This window comes from Bifidobacterium sp. ESL0745 (assembly GCF_029433335.1).
In the GTDB taxonomy this organism is placed as follows: Bacteria; Actinomycetota; Actinomycetes; order Actinomycetales; family Bifidobacteriaceae; genus Bifidobacterium.
Window position 1 is genome coordinate 69,003 of the sequence record NZ_JAQTHX010000002.1, and the last position, 16,339, is coordinate 85,341.

The following is a 16,339-nucleotide window of genomic DNA, read 5'->3' on the forward strand; positions in this document are numbered from 1 at the left end:
CCGCATGCCCAAAAACAAGAAAACGTTCATTCAGTAGCCCTTAGTGACCATTCTTCGGCACCAGACAAGACAAAAGCCGGAAAACGTTCACGCCTCGTCGCACTTCGCATTATCGCCGTCACGATATGCGCATCCATGATGTCGTTCAACGTGTTCGCAAGTGCGGATAGCCTGCCGGATGGCACTGCTTCTGACCCAACCAGCGCAAACACTTCATCCGCCTCATCGCAAACCGCACAAACCACTGCTGCAGATTCTGCAAGCGGGTCAAACGGCACAAACCAAGTCGGCGCACAAGACGAAACACCATCACGACACGCGCAGGTAGGCCCTCAAGCCAGCTGCTCGCCGACGACCTGGGTCGACTGGGGGACGCCATACTCCGGATCCACCGGGGTCAGCGGAATGGACCGCAGCACCGTCCAATGGCGAATCACCAGCGATTGCGTATTACACCTTAGCGGCGGTCTCAGCCCCAATATTCCAAACAGTTCAACATACGTCCCTTGGATTAACGAACAGGACGAGATTACCGCTATCAAGGTCGAAGGCAACCTCACGCTGTACAAAAGCAATATCGCGCTGAACCCCATCTTCGCCGACATACCCAACCTCACAACCGTCGACACCACCGGCGGGCAACTGCACCTGGCGGCCAACGCGACGGCCGGGCTCTTCGAAAGCGACGACGCGCTGGCCACCATCAACGGGATCACCAGCTGGGACACCAGCAAAGCCACCGGCATGGCCAGCATGTTCTACGCCTGCACAGGGTTGAGACAACTGGACCTCTCCGGCTTCAACACCGCCAACGTGGTCGACATGAGCGACATGTTCGACGGCGACACTGCGCTCACGTCAATCGCCTTTTCTGGCAGTTTCGCAACGGGCAAGGTGACCAGCATGTACAAGATGTTCAATAATTGCGCGGCGCTGACTTCCGCTTCCCTTGATTTATCCAACTTCGATACCCACTCCGTGAAGAGCCTGAATAGCATGTTTGCCGGTTGCTCAGATCTCACTTCCCTCAATCTTTCCAACTTCAATACCAGCAACGTCACCGACATGAGCGGCATGTTCCAAAGCTGCAGAGACCTCACCTCGGTCAATCTCTCAAGTTTCGTCACAACCAACGTGACCACCATGAACAGCATGTTCAACGATTGCGTCTCGCTGACCTCTTGGGGCCAGACCAATTTCTCCACCCCGCTCGTCACCGATATGGGGCAGATGTTCGCCGGGTGCACCAACCTCACGACCCTTGATATCTCAAGCTTCGACACCAGCCAAGCCGGCTCGTCGATGAGCAGCATGCTGCCCAAAGGGCTGCGCAAGCTGAAGCTCGGGGCAAGCACGAAATTGGACAGCAACGCATTCGCCGACGTCAACAGCGGCATCAATTGGGAGGAAATGTCAAGTCTCGACGACAGCGCAACCCACATCGGGCACATCGGCAATTTGAGCACCCTACAGACGCGGGCGGCTTCCGGCAGCCCTGCCGGATCATATTGGGACTCAACGTTTATGCCGAGTGGCGTGCAGCTTGCGATCAACGCCAACGGCGGCACCGCCAACTTCACCCCGGTTTCCTACGACACCACCACCGCGCCCGCGACCATCACCGTGCCGCAGGCCAACATGATCACCGCCAACAAGTCGCAAAACATCTTCTCAGGCTGGGACACCTGCGCGAGCGGCGGCACCTCCGGCGGCTGCAAATCCTACCAACCGAACGACACCATCACCGTAGCCAAAGGCGATTCCTATCCCACCCGCACCATCACGCTATACGCCCAGTGGGTCAGGGCGCCAGCGCCCGTGATCGATCCTTACTCGCCTGCCATCCACGCCCCGCTCACTACCAGCCCGACCATCGATGTGACGGTATCGAACACCGCCGGGCCGGCCGGTGGACCCGCCGCCAACGCGCTTATCGGCAGCACAACCACTATCACCACTGGCCAAGGCCCTTGGTCCACCGAAACCGGACCCGGCACATGGAGTTACACGGGCCGCCCCATAGCCGACCTCCAGCCCAACATGGGCGCCCCCTACGTCATCAATGCGGTCACCACCATGACCGACCCTTCCACTGGCAACACCGTGTCCACTTCGACCCGGAAAAACGGCATGCTGCCTTACCTCAAGGTCACGTTCAATGCCAACGGCGGCACAGGCGCTCCGGCCGATATGTCCGGTTACGGAGACCCAGGCAATAACAACCTCACCGGATTCACCATTCCAGCAAACGTCATCCCCACCAAGGGCCCGCACGATATGTTCGCCGGATGGGCCACCAGCGCGACAGCCACACAACCCGACCCCGCCTATAACCCCGGCAATCACGCGCCAACCTACTGGGACAGCAGTAGGGGTCATGATGACAGCGGCAAAACCCTCACCCTTTACGCCGTATGGCACGAGGCGAAGGCGCCCGTCATCACCGAAGTGCACCGCGACCCGACGAGCCACCACGTCATCGCGACCGGCACCTCGCAGCCATGGAACGTCATCGGCGGCGCACCCACCCTCACCGGCAATTCGAGCAGGGGTTTGAAAATCACCGGTGCCTCTATCACCTCGGATAACAAACTTACGGTCACCGGCCTTGCCACAGGCGTAGGCGCCAATTATGAGAGCGTCGTAACCGTCCGCGTACGCGCCTGTGCCGCCAACAACAGCAGCACAGCACCGCCGCAAAAAACAGGCTGGAGCAACGACAATAACAACATTCCGGCCGGCTGCTCCCAAATCTTTGGAATACCCGCCTATAGCGTTTGGTCTTCATTCCCCTTCTGGCTCTCCGGGCTCAACACCGAATGGACCGCCGCCAACCTCGATATCAGTGGAAAACCTTACGTCTGGATCTACGTCCAATACCAAAGCGGCCCTATTGACGGCCCGCTTATGCTCACCAACCCTTCCGTCCAAGGCAGCGACAATTCGGTGAAGACCTGCGTCAAGCCATCGGGCACGTCAGCCAGCAACTACGTCTGCGGCACTGCAACCATGGACAACGCTTCGGCTTTCGACGGCACCACCGCCCACAGCTGGAGCCTCGACCTGCCCGAGAGCACCGCGTTCGACAACGCCAAGAACTACGACACCAGCTCGCACCTTTATATCAACGACATCTGGCGGCAGCCCTCAGGAGGCACCGTCATCTCGCCCGAAGCGTACCTCGGTGTCGCCCCGCCCGCGACCATCCTGCCCTTCACCGGCGGCATTTTCCGGCGCATCGCCATGGCGCTCGCCGCGCTGATCGGCGCCGTCGCCGTTCTGTTGGCCACATTCGTCGCGTTCCGCCGGCGTATCCTGCGCAGGCAAAGCCTCTAAACCGAATTCAAAACTGGTTCAGATTAATGTGTATTACATTCTTCTTAAGGCATTTGTTATCGGCAGACAGACTATCGAGTTATAGGGGGTCACAAGCGAAGAGCAACTTGCGTATCGAATCCGCGCTGATATGTTTTCCGCGGATTGGGGCCCCGGTCGGCAGAGCTTCAGCGACAATCGCTGAGGTTCTGTTTTGTATATTTTGATCTATAACCCATAGCCCCACATTCCACCATTGCTTTTGGCAAACTAGCCTATTCACAAGAAATCAGCAAACGCTAAGACTTAGCAACATGTTCAGAATGTCCTTTTACATAGCGATTCAGGAGGGCGTCGTAAATCGGCTCTGTGCCGGTCAAATCGGAGACCAATAAAGCGATGAAGCTGCAGGCGGCGACGGGAAGCATGTGCATTAAGGTACCGCTCATCTCTACAGTCAGCAAGATCGAAGTCATCGGCGCCTTGACGGAAGCGGTCAGCGCCGCAGCCATCGCACAGACGGCGAAAAGCGGAATGATTTTAGTCGAAACGAGCGGATTTCCATTGATTTCGATAGCATGAAGCGCGACCCCGAAAATGGAACCGGTTAATGTGCCGACCGCAAGAATCGGCATGAAAATGCCGCCAGGTACGCCGCTGCCGAAACTGGTCGACGTGAACAGCATCTTGACGAGCAACAGAATCAGCAGGAAAACGATACCATCGGTTGCACGTTCCGCGAAACCGATCAGGCTTTCGCCGCCGCCCAGAACCTGCGGAAGGAAGATGCCGACCGGCAACGCAATAGCCAGCGAAATCATCGGCCGGATTTGCCACGGCAGTTTGTTATATAGCGTCTGAAAACCAAGCAACAGTTTGTTCATTGCCACGCCGACCAAACCGGCGACAAGCCCCAGCGGGATCATCCACCAATATTGAGGAAGACTCAGCTGCGATAATCTTGCGAAATCAAGCACCGGCTTCAGACCGAACCAATATTTCGAAACGAAATCGGCACTTATCGAAGCCGCGGCCGCAGAAAGCAGAATGGCCGGCGAAAAGTTGTGATGCACCTCTTCGAGCGCAAACATCATGCCGGAAAGCGGGGCGTTGAACGCGGACGAAAGCCCAGCGGCAGCGCCCGCGGTGATGAGAATGTTCGTTTCGGCGGTTTTGTTGCCACCTGCACCTTCGCGGCCGTCAACACGATGAAGAGAAGAGCCAGCACCAGCTAACTGGCTATCAACGTTCGCGGTCTTGCCTGTATTCGTGCCCGCTTTTGCATTCGAGACCCCTCTTGACTCGTCGTTCACATCCATCTCGGCTTTATCGATGCCCGTTTTCACACGGCCGGCACCATCTGCATCTTTTGAATCCGCGACGGTTTTACTTTTATGCCGGAATTTTCTCATCCCCTGCGCCACGCCCTGACTGGCAGCGGCACCGATCTGAATTGACGGACCTTCGCGACCCAGCGAGAGTCCGAACATTCCGCAGAGCAGACCGCCCGCAAACCTAACGAGCAGAACCACTCCAGCCCGCATTTTGAGACCCAGCCGCACTACGCCTTCGACCTGTGGAATGCCACTGCCGGATGCCATCGGTTCCAGCTTGACCAACCAAGCAACGAAGAGACCGACCGCTACTGCTGCGAGCGCCCAAGGTGCGATAAGCCACGGATTGACGCGGATTTGCGAGTACATCCAGCGCGCGAACTGCGTGCCCCATTCGATGCCCTGGCGATAGCAGGTGACCAGCACCCCGGCAATCAGGCCGCAGACCACTGCGCGAGCCGCCACAATCCACTGGCTGCGCCGCGATATGCCTACCGTTGCCATTTACCGATCAGCCCCTTCAAATAATTTCGACCCGTCAACATCATCATAAATTGATAATTGACAGGTCGGAATCATAATCGCTTGCTCAAATAGAATCAGTCGACGAGCGAGCGTACCTCAATGATGTGGTCACGCTGCGGGCCGGTGCCGATGGCGGAGATACGGCAGTTGGAGATCTCCTCGAGGCGCTTGACATAGGCCTGAGTGTTGGCCGGCAAATCCTCAAACCTGTGCACCTTCGAGATGTCTTCAGTCCAGCCGGGCATGGTCTCGTAAACCGGTTTGGCCTTGGCGAACGCGGCCTGGTCGATGGGCATATCCTCGTAACGGGTGTGCGTGCCGTCGCCGTTGTCGACGTCATAGGCGACGCAAATCGGAATCTCGTTCAAGCCGGTCAGGACGTCAAGCTTGGTGAGCACGATATCGGTTAACCCGTTGACCTGCGTGGCATAACGGGTCACAACGGCATCGAACCAGCCACAGCGACGCGGACGGCCGGTGGTCACGCCGTACTCATGGCCCTGTGCGCGCAGCCATTCGCCGGAATCATCCAGCAGCTCGGTCGGGAACGGACCTTCGCCCACGCGGGTGACATAGGCCTTGGCCACGCCGATGACGCGATCGATCTTGGTGGGGCCAACGCCCGTACCGGTGCAGGCGCCGCCGGCGGTCGGATTGGAGGATGTCACAAACGGATAAGTACCATGGTCAACATCGAGCATAGTGGCCTGACCACCTTCGAAAAGCACGGTCTTGCCTTCGTCGAGCGCATTATTCAAAAGTAATGAAGTATTGGCAACGTACGGCTTCAGGCGTTCGCCGAGCTTCAGCAACTCGTCGGTGGTCTCGTCGACGTCGATAGGACGGCGGTTGTAGAGCTTGACGAGCATCTGGTTCTTCTGGTGCAGGCTTGCCTCGACCTTGTCGCGCAGGCGCTCGGCGTCGAAGAGATCATGCACGCGGATGCCGACGCGGTTGATCTTGTCGGCGTAGGCAGGGCCGATGCCGCGACCGGTGGTGCCGATCTTGTGCTTGCCGAGGAAGCGCTCGGTCACCTTGTCGATGACGCGATGATAGGAAGCGATGATTTGTGCGGATTCGCTGACTTTCAGATGGGAGCAATCGACGCCACGCTTCTGAAGCCCGTCAATTTCCTCGAAAAGCACCTCAGGATCGACCACCACGCCATTGCCGATGACAGGCGTGACGTGAGGGTTGACCACACCGCTCGGGAGCAGGTGCAATGCGTATGTTTCATCACCGACCACCACCGTGTGGCCAGCGTTGTTGCCACCGTTGAAACGCACGACATAATCGACCTTCGTGCCGATGAGGTCCGTGGCCTTACCCTTGCCTTCGTCTCCCCATTGGGTACCAATCAGAACAATTCCAGGCATACTAACCTCCCGAGATACGCGTTATTCCGCCGTTATCAGCCTACCGTCATGCCTATACCAGCGTTTTGTCGGTATCTATATTCCCCATCAGATACTTCTGTATTGTTGTGTCGCGAATCAACGAGGCATAAAATCAGACGGTTCCGCCCCCTCGCCAAGCCTTCGCCTGGATTCGGCGGATTCGACATGGCAAGGGGAAACGTTCACCGATCGTGATTAACCGGTTACTTCATTTCTGCGAGCGTCGGGAACGCAGCGTGGTTACCGACACGGCTGACCTTCACGGCGGCCGCGCGATTGGCGAAGTTGACTGCCGCAAGGAAATCGTGATGCTGCGAATAATGAACGGCTAAGGCACCGGCGAATACGTCTCCGGCACACACACTGTCAACCGCGTTGACCTTCACTGCATCGATCTCATATATTTGTCCGTCATGATAAACGACGCTGCCGTTGCCTCCCATCTTGACGATGGCGGTCTTCGGGCCAAGCTCGACAATCGCCTTCGCGGCTTTGATGGCATCGACGCGATTGTTGACCTTAATTCCGGTGATTTTCTCGGTTTCCTGCTGGTTAGGCGTCACGCAATCCGCATATTGCATCGCTTCCGGGAAGTAGTTGTCGGCCGGCGCGGGATCGAGAATGATATACATCCCCTTTCTTCTGCCTTCCTTGAGCGCAGCCATCACCGACTCCTTGCAGGTCTCCAGCTGCAAATCAAGAACCGGGGCATCGATCTGGCTCATCGCGGTTTTGATGTCCTCCTCGGTGGTGGCATTGTCTGCGCCCATCGTGCCAAGCATGGTGTTCTCCGAGCTGTCATCGATCTCAACGATGAATGTTCCGGTCCCCAGTTCTTTGGTCTGCTTGACGAATTTGGTATCGACATTCCATGAAGCCAGATCGTCAAGGATCTGCTTGCCGGCACCGTCGTCGCCCACACTGCCGAGCATCGCCACTTTGCCACCGAGCTTAGCCGCGGAAACAGCCTGGTTTGCGCCTTTGCCTCCGGGGATCATCGTGATGCTCTTGGCGGTCGCGGTGTCGCCGTGCTTGGGATACGTTTTGGTAAAAGCCTTGATATCAAGGTGCATGCTGCCAAGAACCACTACATCGTATTTCATGTTCATTGCTGTATTCCTTCTTGCGCTTCATCACCTGCACGATTATGCAGTAACCGGTTACGCAGCCTTTATTCGAACGTTGAACGCCAAAAAAGGTATAGCTTTCGCCGAGGTATATGTTTTTTGTTAGAAAAACAGGTACCTGTGATGAAATTTGTTGTGTTTTTATTTGATTATTCAGTTATAAAACTGATGATTATTAAATGTTCAGAAACTGGGCCTGAGGCCATTAAGACGACGGGGATGCATTCTTGTAAACGCATGCACAAATCGACTGAACTCACACTTATCCAATCTTGAGTACGCGCTTACTCAATATCGGAAAGAAGGGTCAATCAACATTCGCCACAAGGATTGGAATCTCCTGTTTCTGCGGCTTAGCAAACCGACAAAGACGATCAATCGCTGCGAATTAGCCAGTTTTCAAAGACGACCTGTCAGCAGGAACCTGCCATGGCTTTACCGAACAGCGCACGGGTGGCCTTCACATTGTCGGCCAGCGTGGAACCTTTGCGGAAGATTGCGCTGGTTCCGCCGATGAACCTTGTGGCTCCGCGACGCACACATTCCGGAATCGTCTCGGCACCGATATTGCCATCCACTTCAATGGGAATATCAAGCCCCTGCTTGGCGATTCGGCCAGCCAGATCGCTGATTTTGTCATACATGGGATCAATGAACTTCTGTCCTGCAAACCCTGGATTAACCGTCATGATGATGACGTAATCGGTGACATCATAAACGTAATCCAGCGCTTCAAGCGGTGTCGCCGGGCTGATCGCCACACCGGCCTCCATACCGGCCTGGCGTATCGCGGTAAGCGCGCCTTGCAGGTTGTTCGTGGATTCCGCATGTACGGCGACCCTATCGGCGCCGGCATCGGCGAACATGGAAATATAGCGCTCGGGCTTCTCGACCATCAGATGCATATCCAACGGCTTCGTTGTCATGCCACGTACACTCTTGACCAGATCAGGACCGAGGGTAAAGTTCGGAACGAACGAGCCGTCCATGATGTCGATGTGGTAGAAATCAACTCCTGCGGCATCAAGTTGCTTGACATCGCGTTCCAAATTACCCAGATCCGCGCACATCAATGAGGGACCTATCTCACACATTTATAACACTCCTTTATGCGCTCCTTGTCTGAGAAGTGTCACGTATGACAAGGTGCGGCTCAATCACGGTTTTTTGAGGTTTGTTTCCGGCTTTGACGCTTTTTTCGAACATGTCCAGAACCATGTCCCCGATGTTTTCGGGAAGCTGGTTGACCGTGCTCAGACGCGGAACCGAATACTTGCTCATTTCGATGTTGTCGTAACCGATTACTCGTATATCTTCAGGAACCCGTAGGCCTGCATCGGCGATGGCTCTCAGCGCCCCCAACGCGGTGGCATCGTCGGAACACACAATCCCGTCGACGTCTCTGCGGACTTTCAGCAAATCCGCAACCACTTGGTAACCGCTGGAAACGGAGAAGTCGGTATACAGCTTGACTGCATGCATAGCGTCGCACTCATTGATGGCCTTCAAATAGCCTTCATAACGGTCCTCCGAGCTTTTTTCTCCTTCAGGCCCGGAAATGAAAGCCAGTTTTGAACTGCGACCTTCCTGAATCAAATACTTTGTGGCTTGATAGGAACCGCTTACATTGTTGACCGCCATCGCCGCATAGGGATGAGAAAAACATGCCCTATCTATCGTCAACGGCGCAATTCCATTGCTGCTCAAAACCTCAAGATCATCTTCATCGACGTAAAGCGAATTGATAATCGCTCCCCGAACTCGAATATTGCACATGAATTTCAGGTAATATTCGACTTTGTCTCGATCGTCTTCGCTGTTGCACAGATACACACGGTATCCCCGCGCATCTGCTGCCTGCTGAATATCGCTTACCAGCTCCGCAAAAAAGGGATTAGTCAAATTGGGAACAAGTACGGCGATAAGATCCGAAGCCTTTTGCGACAATGTTTTTGCAACAAAATCCGGTTCGTAGCCAAGTCTATTGATTACGGCATTGACCTTTTTTATGGTCTTCTCACTTGCTCCCCCCTTCTGATTGATGATGCGCGATACGGTTGCGGTGGACACTCCGCTCATTTGCGCGATGTCTTTAATCGTTGCCATCATTGCCTTCTAGTCAGGTATCGGATAGGGTTAGGTATCTTTTACACTAAACCGGAGTCATGATTTGGCAAGCATCCAACGAGGGAATACGACCAAAATTCAAGGTTTTTTCAAGGTTCCGGTCGTATTCCAAGTTTTAGGTCATGCGACGGCGGCAGGCTTCCGCACAATGAACGAACGTAAACGGTTTCGTAAAGAACCCGATATTCGTTCATTCATCGGTTTCAACAAGGCTGACATTTTCGACGTTCCTGGCACATTGGCGGCCAAGCTTCCTTGGCTTTCCTGCGATGCTTCGTCCTTTTGAACAGCGGCTGCGGACTCGGAGGACTCTGCGGCTTCAGCGGCATCCGTGTCATCATCTTCAACGGCCTTTGACGCCATGGCAGGAGTCACTGCAACCGTTGGGGTGCTGTTCTCGCCGCGCAGCTTGGCTTCCTTGCGGAGTGTGTGCACATACCATGCAAACAGAGCGACATAGGCGACCAGCGCGAGCACCGAGCAAAGAATCAACTTCCAATCAAGCGTCTTCGCCGCGTTGCCGAAGAGCAACGCAAGCATCTTCTCGATAGGGTCGGAGTCTACGGCGCTGAACATCTCGTTCTTGCCGAGTCCGGCCGGGAAGACGCCCATGGCCTTAGAGGTCTGCGTGAGGAACGGCGCGATCAGCGTCGCGGCCCACAGGAAAAGCGGGATCATGATGGTGCCGATGATGGTCATGCGCACGACCTTGCCGCGGGTGCCGATAAGCAGCGCCGGGGCGAGGACGGTCAGAATGATGCCGCCCAACGGAAGCACGTTGTTGCCCGGAAGCACCATGGCGATGATCAGCAGAATCGGCGCCAGGATGTTCGCGACAGCCCAGATTTCAGCACGCGAGGCGAGAATCGGCCAATCGATGGCGACGTAAAGTTTGCGGCCGTGCATCCTGCGCTCCATGAATGAGGTGATGCCTTCCGAAAGCGGCTCGATGGCCGGGGCGAACCAGTCGCCCACAATACCGAAGAGCTCCAGGGCCACGCCTGCGGTGAACGCCAACGTGAAGATGTGTGGGGCGTCCTGACGGCCGAGCAGGCCGACGAACACGCCGAGATACGCACCGATGGCACCCTTGCTGCCAAGGAAACCGATTTTCTTGTTAAGCGTTTCCGCATCGAAATCGAACTTGTCGATGAAGGGAAAGATCTTGCTGATCAGCCTGTCAAGCAGTACCACAATAGGCGTGACCAACAGCTCTGGGTGTGCGGTCGTGGTGATGTTCGTCTCGTCATAACCGAGCAGATCGTTGATGGTCGGCTTCATCGCATCCGCGTTGAAGAGCATCAGCGCATAGATGAAGACCACGAAAATCGACATCAGGAAGAAATTGCCGCCTGAACTCCAGTTGATGAGCAGGCCAAGAATCGAGACGTTCCAGATGTTGAACAGATCGACATTCAGCGTGTTGGTGGCTTTGAACGCCAGCATCACCAGGTTGGTGATGATGCAGATGAACGCAAAATACAGCGTATAGAGCGAACTCCACGTAATCACCGCAATGGGCGCCCAGCCCAAATCGCTGATCGACAGATGCAGACCGGTGAAGGAGACAAATGCCTTCAACGCCGGGCCGAATGCCGTGGTCAACAGCGAAATCACCGCACTCATGCCCGTAAGGGCCATTGCCATACGCAGGCCACCTTCAAATGCCCTGCTTAATTTGACGCCAAATGCCAGCGACAGCAAAGTGATGATGATGAACATCATCGCCGCGCCACCTAGGCTGATGAACCAATTGAACCCTTGGTCCAATGCGCCCACGACTTTGGAGAAATCCATTGGTACCTACCTCCTCGTAGAGCTTCGTTACCTTTTCGTTGGTTTTCCGCCGGTTTTTCTTGACGTAACCGGTTACGTAAATAACACTATATGTCACTTTCGAAAAAATGCAAGTCGAAATGGAGAAATATAATATTTTATTTATGAATTGGCTTTATTCCAACGATTTTCAATATTTTCAAATGCGATAAAACGCGTGTCGACACGACTTCTTAACAGCTTAACAAGAATTAATTACGAAATCGGTTACTTAATCATCATAGAATTAAAAAGATTCCAATCCAGTTTTGCCGATACCGCACAGCCTGCTATTCCAAGCAGGTCACGACAGCAATGCATATGGTTTTCGGTTTAGCGGAATGGCCAGCATGCAAAGCTCAAGACATCATTGTCATTGCGCAACATACTTGGAATGCCATCCCTTTTACCTCATGATAGACAAGCAGGCCAGTGCGACATACTGCGCACCGGCCCGCTGACTTCATTCAATCAGTATTCAGATATCATTCTTCAATCAGCCAAGAGTGCCGACAAAAGCGTCGAGGGCGCCAGGTTGGAGCATATCGTCAAGGGTGACGAACGGATGGACTTCGAAATCCACCACTCCGGCCTTATACAGCGGGTCGCCCTTGGCGGTTTCACTGGCCTTGTCCGCAGAATCCACTTTGTAAACGAGAATCGCGATGGTGTGATCGAGGCAAGGGCCGGCGAAAATAAGCTCACCGGACTTCTGCTGCTGCGCAAGACGCATGCCATGCTCCTGAATGGTGGCCTTCATGGCATCCTTACCCAGCGATGCTTCCTTGAGGTGGAACACAACCAAAAACTTCTTTTCCATTGCACCCTTCTTTATAAAATGATTATTTTGACTTTAATAGAGTAATTCTTTTACTGCTGTGCCATTTATGCACGAATCGCGATTATTCGTGCAAATGCATCTGCAACCCAAAACCCAAAATTGAAGCCACGCAGCAGAAAACAGACGAGAGGATTCCGCCTCACTGGAAACCGGAACCGCCGCGAATTAATCCGTGAGCATATTGAGAAATCACTAGAAACGATAGGCTTTTCAGGCAGTGATAACACAAGAACTTCAAGAAATGAGCCACATAACTTTTCACATCCACGGTAGCATTTCCGACTTTGCAATTATGAAAATTAAAAAGTCAAGCGCGTTAATCTCCGCATTTTGAACCTCTTGGCGCACCAAGAAGGCCCTTTTATGAAGAATTGAGATACAATCTCACTTTTTCTGCCTTCTTGGTGCGCCAAGTACCCCGAAATATGAAGATTCGTACCAAATTCATCAAAAAAACGACAACTTGGTGCACCAACATCTCTTCAATGGGGGCAAATTGGAACTCTAGTCGACGATCTCCGGCACTTTTCAGGCTTTACGGTCGCGCAGCGCGGTCAACGCCCAAAGAATCGAAACGACGTCGATAGCCTCCTGCGTGAAGGCGCCAACAACCACCGGAATGAGATTGAACGCGGCAGCGACCATGCAAACCAGCGCAAGACCGAGACCGGTTACTACGGCCTGCAGCATGGTGCGCTTGGTCTGGCGGGCGATGGCGACGGCCTTGGGCACGTCGGCGATGTCGTCGTTCATGATAACCACTTGCGCGGTCTGCGAAGCGGCAGTGGAGGTGCCGTCCGTCATGGCGATACCGATGTCGGCCGCGGCCAAAACCGGGGCGTCGTTGACGCCGTCGCCGACCATAACCGAAATCGGGCGCGGCTTCGGCTGCCCGGAAAGCCCGTCAAGAAACGCCTCAATCTTCGAGGGGTGTTGCAACGCCTCGTTCGAAGCTGCCTTGACCGCAGCCACCTTATCTTGCGGAAGCAGATCAGCACGAACGTCATCGATACCGACTTCGCCGGCGATCACGTCGGCGGAATTGCGGGAATCACCGGTCAGCATCGTCACCTTGCCGATGCCCATGGAGCGCAAGCGCTGCAACGACTCGCGGGCATTGCCACGAGGCACATCGCGCAGCACGATACGAGCCGCAAGAATTCCGTCGACAGAAACATACGCCGCCATTTCATCGGCCGAACGCGGCTTGAATCGCGATGCCGGGAACGCCTCGGTCTCGTTCACCATTGCATTTGCAGATACCGAAGGATTGTTGGAATCACTGCTATCGTCCGAAGCCTCTTCGGACCGCCCATTATCATTCCGAAAATCGTTATCGGGATGGTTGTTCACGGCGGAATTACCGTCAACAACCGCTTCAAGCGATGCGGCCACATTATTATCGGCATGATTCTGCATTGCGACATCGGGGGACGCGCTGCCATTGGTAACAAAACTCAACCGACCGACACGAACGGTGTGGCATTCGACCACGCCTTGCACGCCGTTGCCGGCATCTTCGTGCACGCCCTTGACCACGGGAAAAGCAGCGCGGCCATTGTGCAACTTCTTCGACGCCATCGCGCCGGCGGCTACGATGCCTTGTGCGAGGATATGCACCGAATATGTCTCGACGACCGCGGCAAGCTCAACAATGACATCTTCAAGTTGCATTACATATGACATTCCACCTTCGCCGCTGTTTGAAGTTTCCGGAGCCGGACTATCGCTGTCTGAAGTTGGGTCTGCTTCATCGTTGCCCATTTCTGCGACATTCCCAAGCCGATAATCCAAAATACTCGAACTGTCCCCGTTATTAACGGTGCCGGCAACGGCAAAATTACCGCCTTGCGATTCAGTCGAGGCAGCGGAACCAACAGCACTCGTTTCCAATCCTAAAATCCTAGGTAACCGCTTACGCGCGGCTTCCGGCAGGTCAACCCGCACCACCTGCGGCCTGGTGACCGTAAGCGTACCCGTCTTGTCGAAGAAGATATGCGAGACCTTGCCGAGATTCTCCAGAACCTCCTGCGTTTTCGTCAGGATTCCGGCCTTCGCAAGCCTTCCGGTTCCAGCCATATACGCCACCGGAGCGGCGATAAGCAACGGGCAGGGCGTGGCCAGCACCAACACTTGCGCGAACCGTTCAGGAGTACCGGAAACCATCCACGCGATGATACCGATGGCCAAGGAAATGATGGTAAACGGTACCGCGAGCACATCAGCGGTTTTGACCACGGGCGCGCGCGAGGAACGCGCCGAATCGACCAACTGCATCGTCTGCTGGTACTGCGAATCCCTGGCAAGCGACGTGGCGCGAATCACGATCATCGTTGAGCCGTTGATCGCCCCGGACATCACGCGAGCGCCCGCAAACACGGTGCGCGGCAAGGGCTCGCCGTTGATAGCGCTCAAATCCAGCGTCGCCGTTCCGCTCAGCAGCTTGCCATCCACCGGAATTGTTTCCCCAGGCAGCACAACGAGCACATCCCCTAACGCAACCTGATCGACCGGAACAGTATGGAAATGTGCATCCTGCGAAGCCTGCGATTCCAGCACTTTTACGGCCTGCGAACCCCTTGCCAGCGACCCACCGATAAATGTATGACGAGCCATCGAACCGGCAGGCTGTGCGCGTCTGCTTTGGGAACCTTTCCGAACGTTTGCCACTTTATCCTTGGCGACGGAAGAAAGTTCACAGTTGCAATCATCCGCATCGATTACGCATAGATTATTCCGCAAATCCCGCACGTCGCCTCGTGGTAAGCCCGTCGCCAACGTCGCTCGGAAACCGTCGGCCAAACGCTTGTCACTATTGGCAAACAGCGCGTCAAGATGCACCCTTTCGGCGTTCTTGCTCGATTTTGAAGTTCCGGCAGAAGCTACAAATCCCTTGCGAACTTCACTCGACTGAGCATGCCGATTAACGGCCCTGTCGCCATCCCTGGTATTCCTGGCATTCCTGGCATTCCCGGCATTCTGCGGACCGGTTTTATCTACGGGACGGTCAGCATTCCCAGCCGCGCCGACCCCAGGCAAATCGGAAACATGCGCCATCTGTGGAGCGGCGGCGACCAGCGCGCTCAGATTGCTTTCGGCCTTGGTCTGCGCGTACGATTCGATGGCCTCCCCCGACCAAATCATCAGAACCACGGCCCAACTGGCCCAGTATTCCTGCACGCCCAGTGTGGAAAGCAGCGCCAGAATCGCCAGCACGTCAATGCCCACATGGCCTGCTTTGAGCGAGGCGATCATGCCTCGAATCGAATCAAAGACGGAATACGCGACGAGCAGCACCACAATGAATTGCCCGACGGAAGGATTGAACGCGAACGGCCCGATATGCCATGCACCCGCGAGGGGCGGAGCCGTCACGAAATTACCGACATTGGATGTTGCAACCCCGTTCTGCCACGGCCTGTAATTCCAAAGCAAGGCCACGAGAAACGCAGCCACGATGGTGGTGGGAAGCATTGGAACTTGACGGCAGACGTCAGCGACTTTGCGAATAACCCGCATGATTCTCCTTGCGCGTGTATTACTCGGCCACACAAGTTGCGCGACCAAGCAAGTTGGTCACGCCTTGTTAACCCACCGGCGGCGCAAAGCCACCGATACACGGCGTAAAGATTATGGAAAACAGTATAGCGGGTGCACGTTGACAATCCGATAACGTGTTCAGGCATTGACGCCATCAGCGATGCCGGAGATATTAGAAAACACCATATAACAGGCGATCCGGCAGCCCAAAACACCGGATCTGTATTACACCAAACCACTCACTGCAAACAAACAAAATCGGCCCGACAGCATCCTCTAGATGGGGACGCTGCCGGGTCCGGTTAACTTGCCGCCTGC

General features: G+C 55.0%; 9 protein-coding genes. 1 reads left to right on the top strand and 8 read right to left on the bottom strand.

All coding sequences use genetic code 11. The features are described 5' to 3' along the window. The first annotated feature begins 135 nt into the window (after positions 1–135). Positions 136–3,336, top strand: a complete 3,201-nt coding sequence (locus PT275_RS07275; RefSeq protein WP_277153731.1) for a BspA family leucine-rich repeat surface protein — start codon at positions 136–138, stop codon at positions 3,334–3,336. A gap of 278 nt (positions 3,337–3,614) precedes the next feature. On the opposite strand, the gene PT275_RS07280 is transcribed toward PT275_RS07275, so the two are convergent. From PT275_RS07280 to PT275_RS07315, 8 genes are all read right to left on the bottom strand, one after another. Then, complete coding sequence (locus PT275_RS07280; protein ID WP_277153732.1) at positions 3,615–5,153, bottom strand: ClC family H(+)/Cl(-) exchange transporter; 1,539 nt, start codon at positions 5,151–5,153, stop codon at positions 3,615–3,617. A 95-nt stretch (positions 5,154–5,248) separates the two neighbouring features. Next, a complete protein-coding gene (locus PT275_RS07285; protein ID WP_277153733.1) occupies positions 5,249–6,550 on the bottom strand; it encodes an adenylosuccinate synthase in 1,302 nt (433 codons plus the stop codon). A gap of 224 nt (positions 6,551–6,774) precedes the next feature. Further along, positions 6,775–7,680 (bottom strand): ribokinase, encoded by a 906-nt coding sequence (locus tag PT275_RS07290; protein WP_277153734.1) that lies wholly within the window; start codon positions 7,678–7,680, stop codon positions 6,775–6,777. 431 nt (positions 7,681–8,111) lie between these two features. Continuing rightward, complete coding sequence (gene rpe, locus PT275_RS07295) at positions 8,112–8,792, bottom strand: ribulose-phosphate 3-epimerase (protein WP_277153735.1); 681 nt, start codon at positions 8,790–8,792, stop codon at positions 8,112–8,114. Positions 8,793–8,805: 13 nt separating this feature from the next. Further along, positions 8,806–9,807, bottom strand: coding sequence for a LacI family DNA-binding transcriptional regulator (locus PT275_RS07300; protein ID WP_277153736.1), 1,002 nt, complete (start codon positions 9,805–9,807; stop codon positions 8,806–8,808). Between the two features lie 138 nt (positions 9,808–9,945). Continuing rightward, positions 9,946–11,622 (bottom strand): PTS transporter subunit IIC, encoded by a 1,677-nt coding sequence (locus PT275_RS07305; RefSeq protein WP_277153737.1) that lies wholly within the window; start codon positions 11,620–11,622, stop codon positions 9,946–9,948. Positions 11,623–12,136: 514 nt separating this feature from the next. Continuing rightward, positions 12,137–12,460, bottom strand: coding sequence for a YciI family protein (locus tag PT275_RS07310; protein WP_277153738.1), 324 nt, complete (start codon positions 12,458–12,460; stop codon positions 12,137–12,139). 549 nt (positions 12,461–13,009) lie between these two features. Continuing rightward, a complete protein-coding gene (locus tag PT275_RS07315; RefSeq protein WP_277153739.1) occupies positions 13,010–16,000 on the bottom strand; it encodes an HAD-IC family P-type ATPase in 2,991 nt (996 codons plus the stop codon). Between the last annotated feature and the right edge of the window lie 339 nt (positions 16,001–16,339).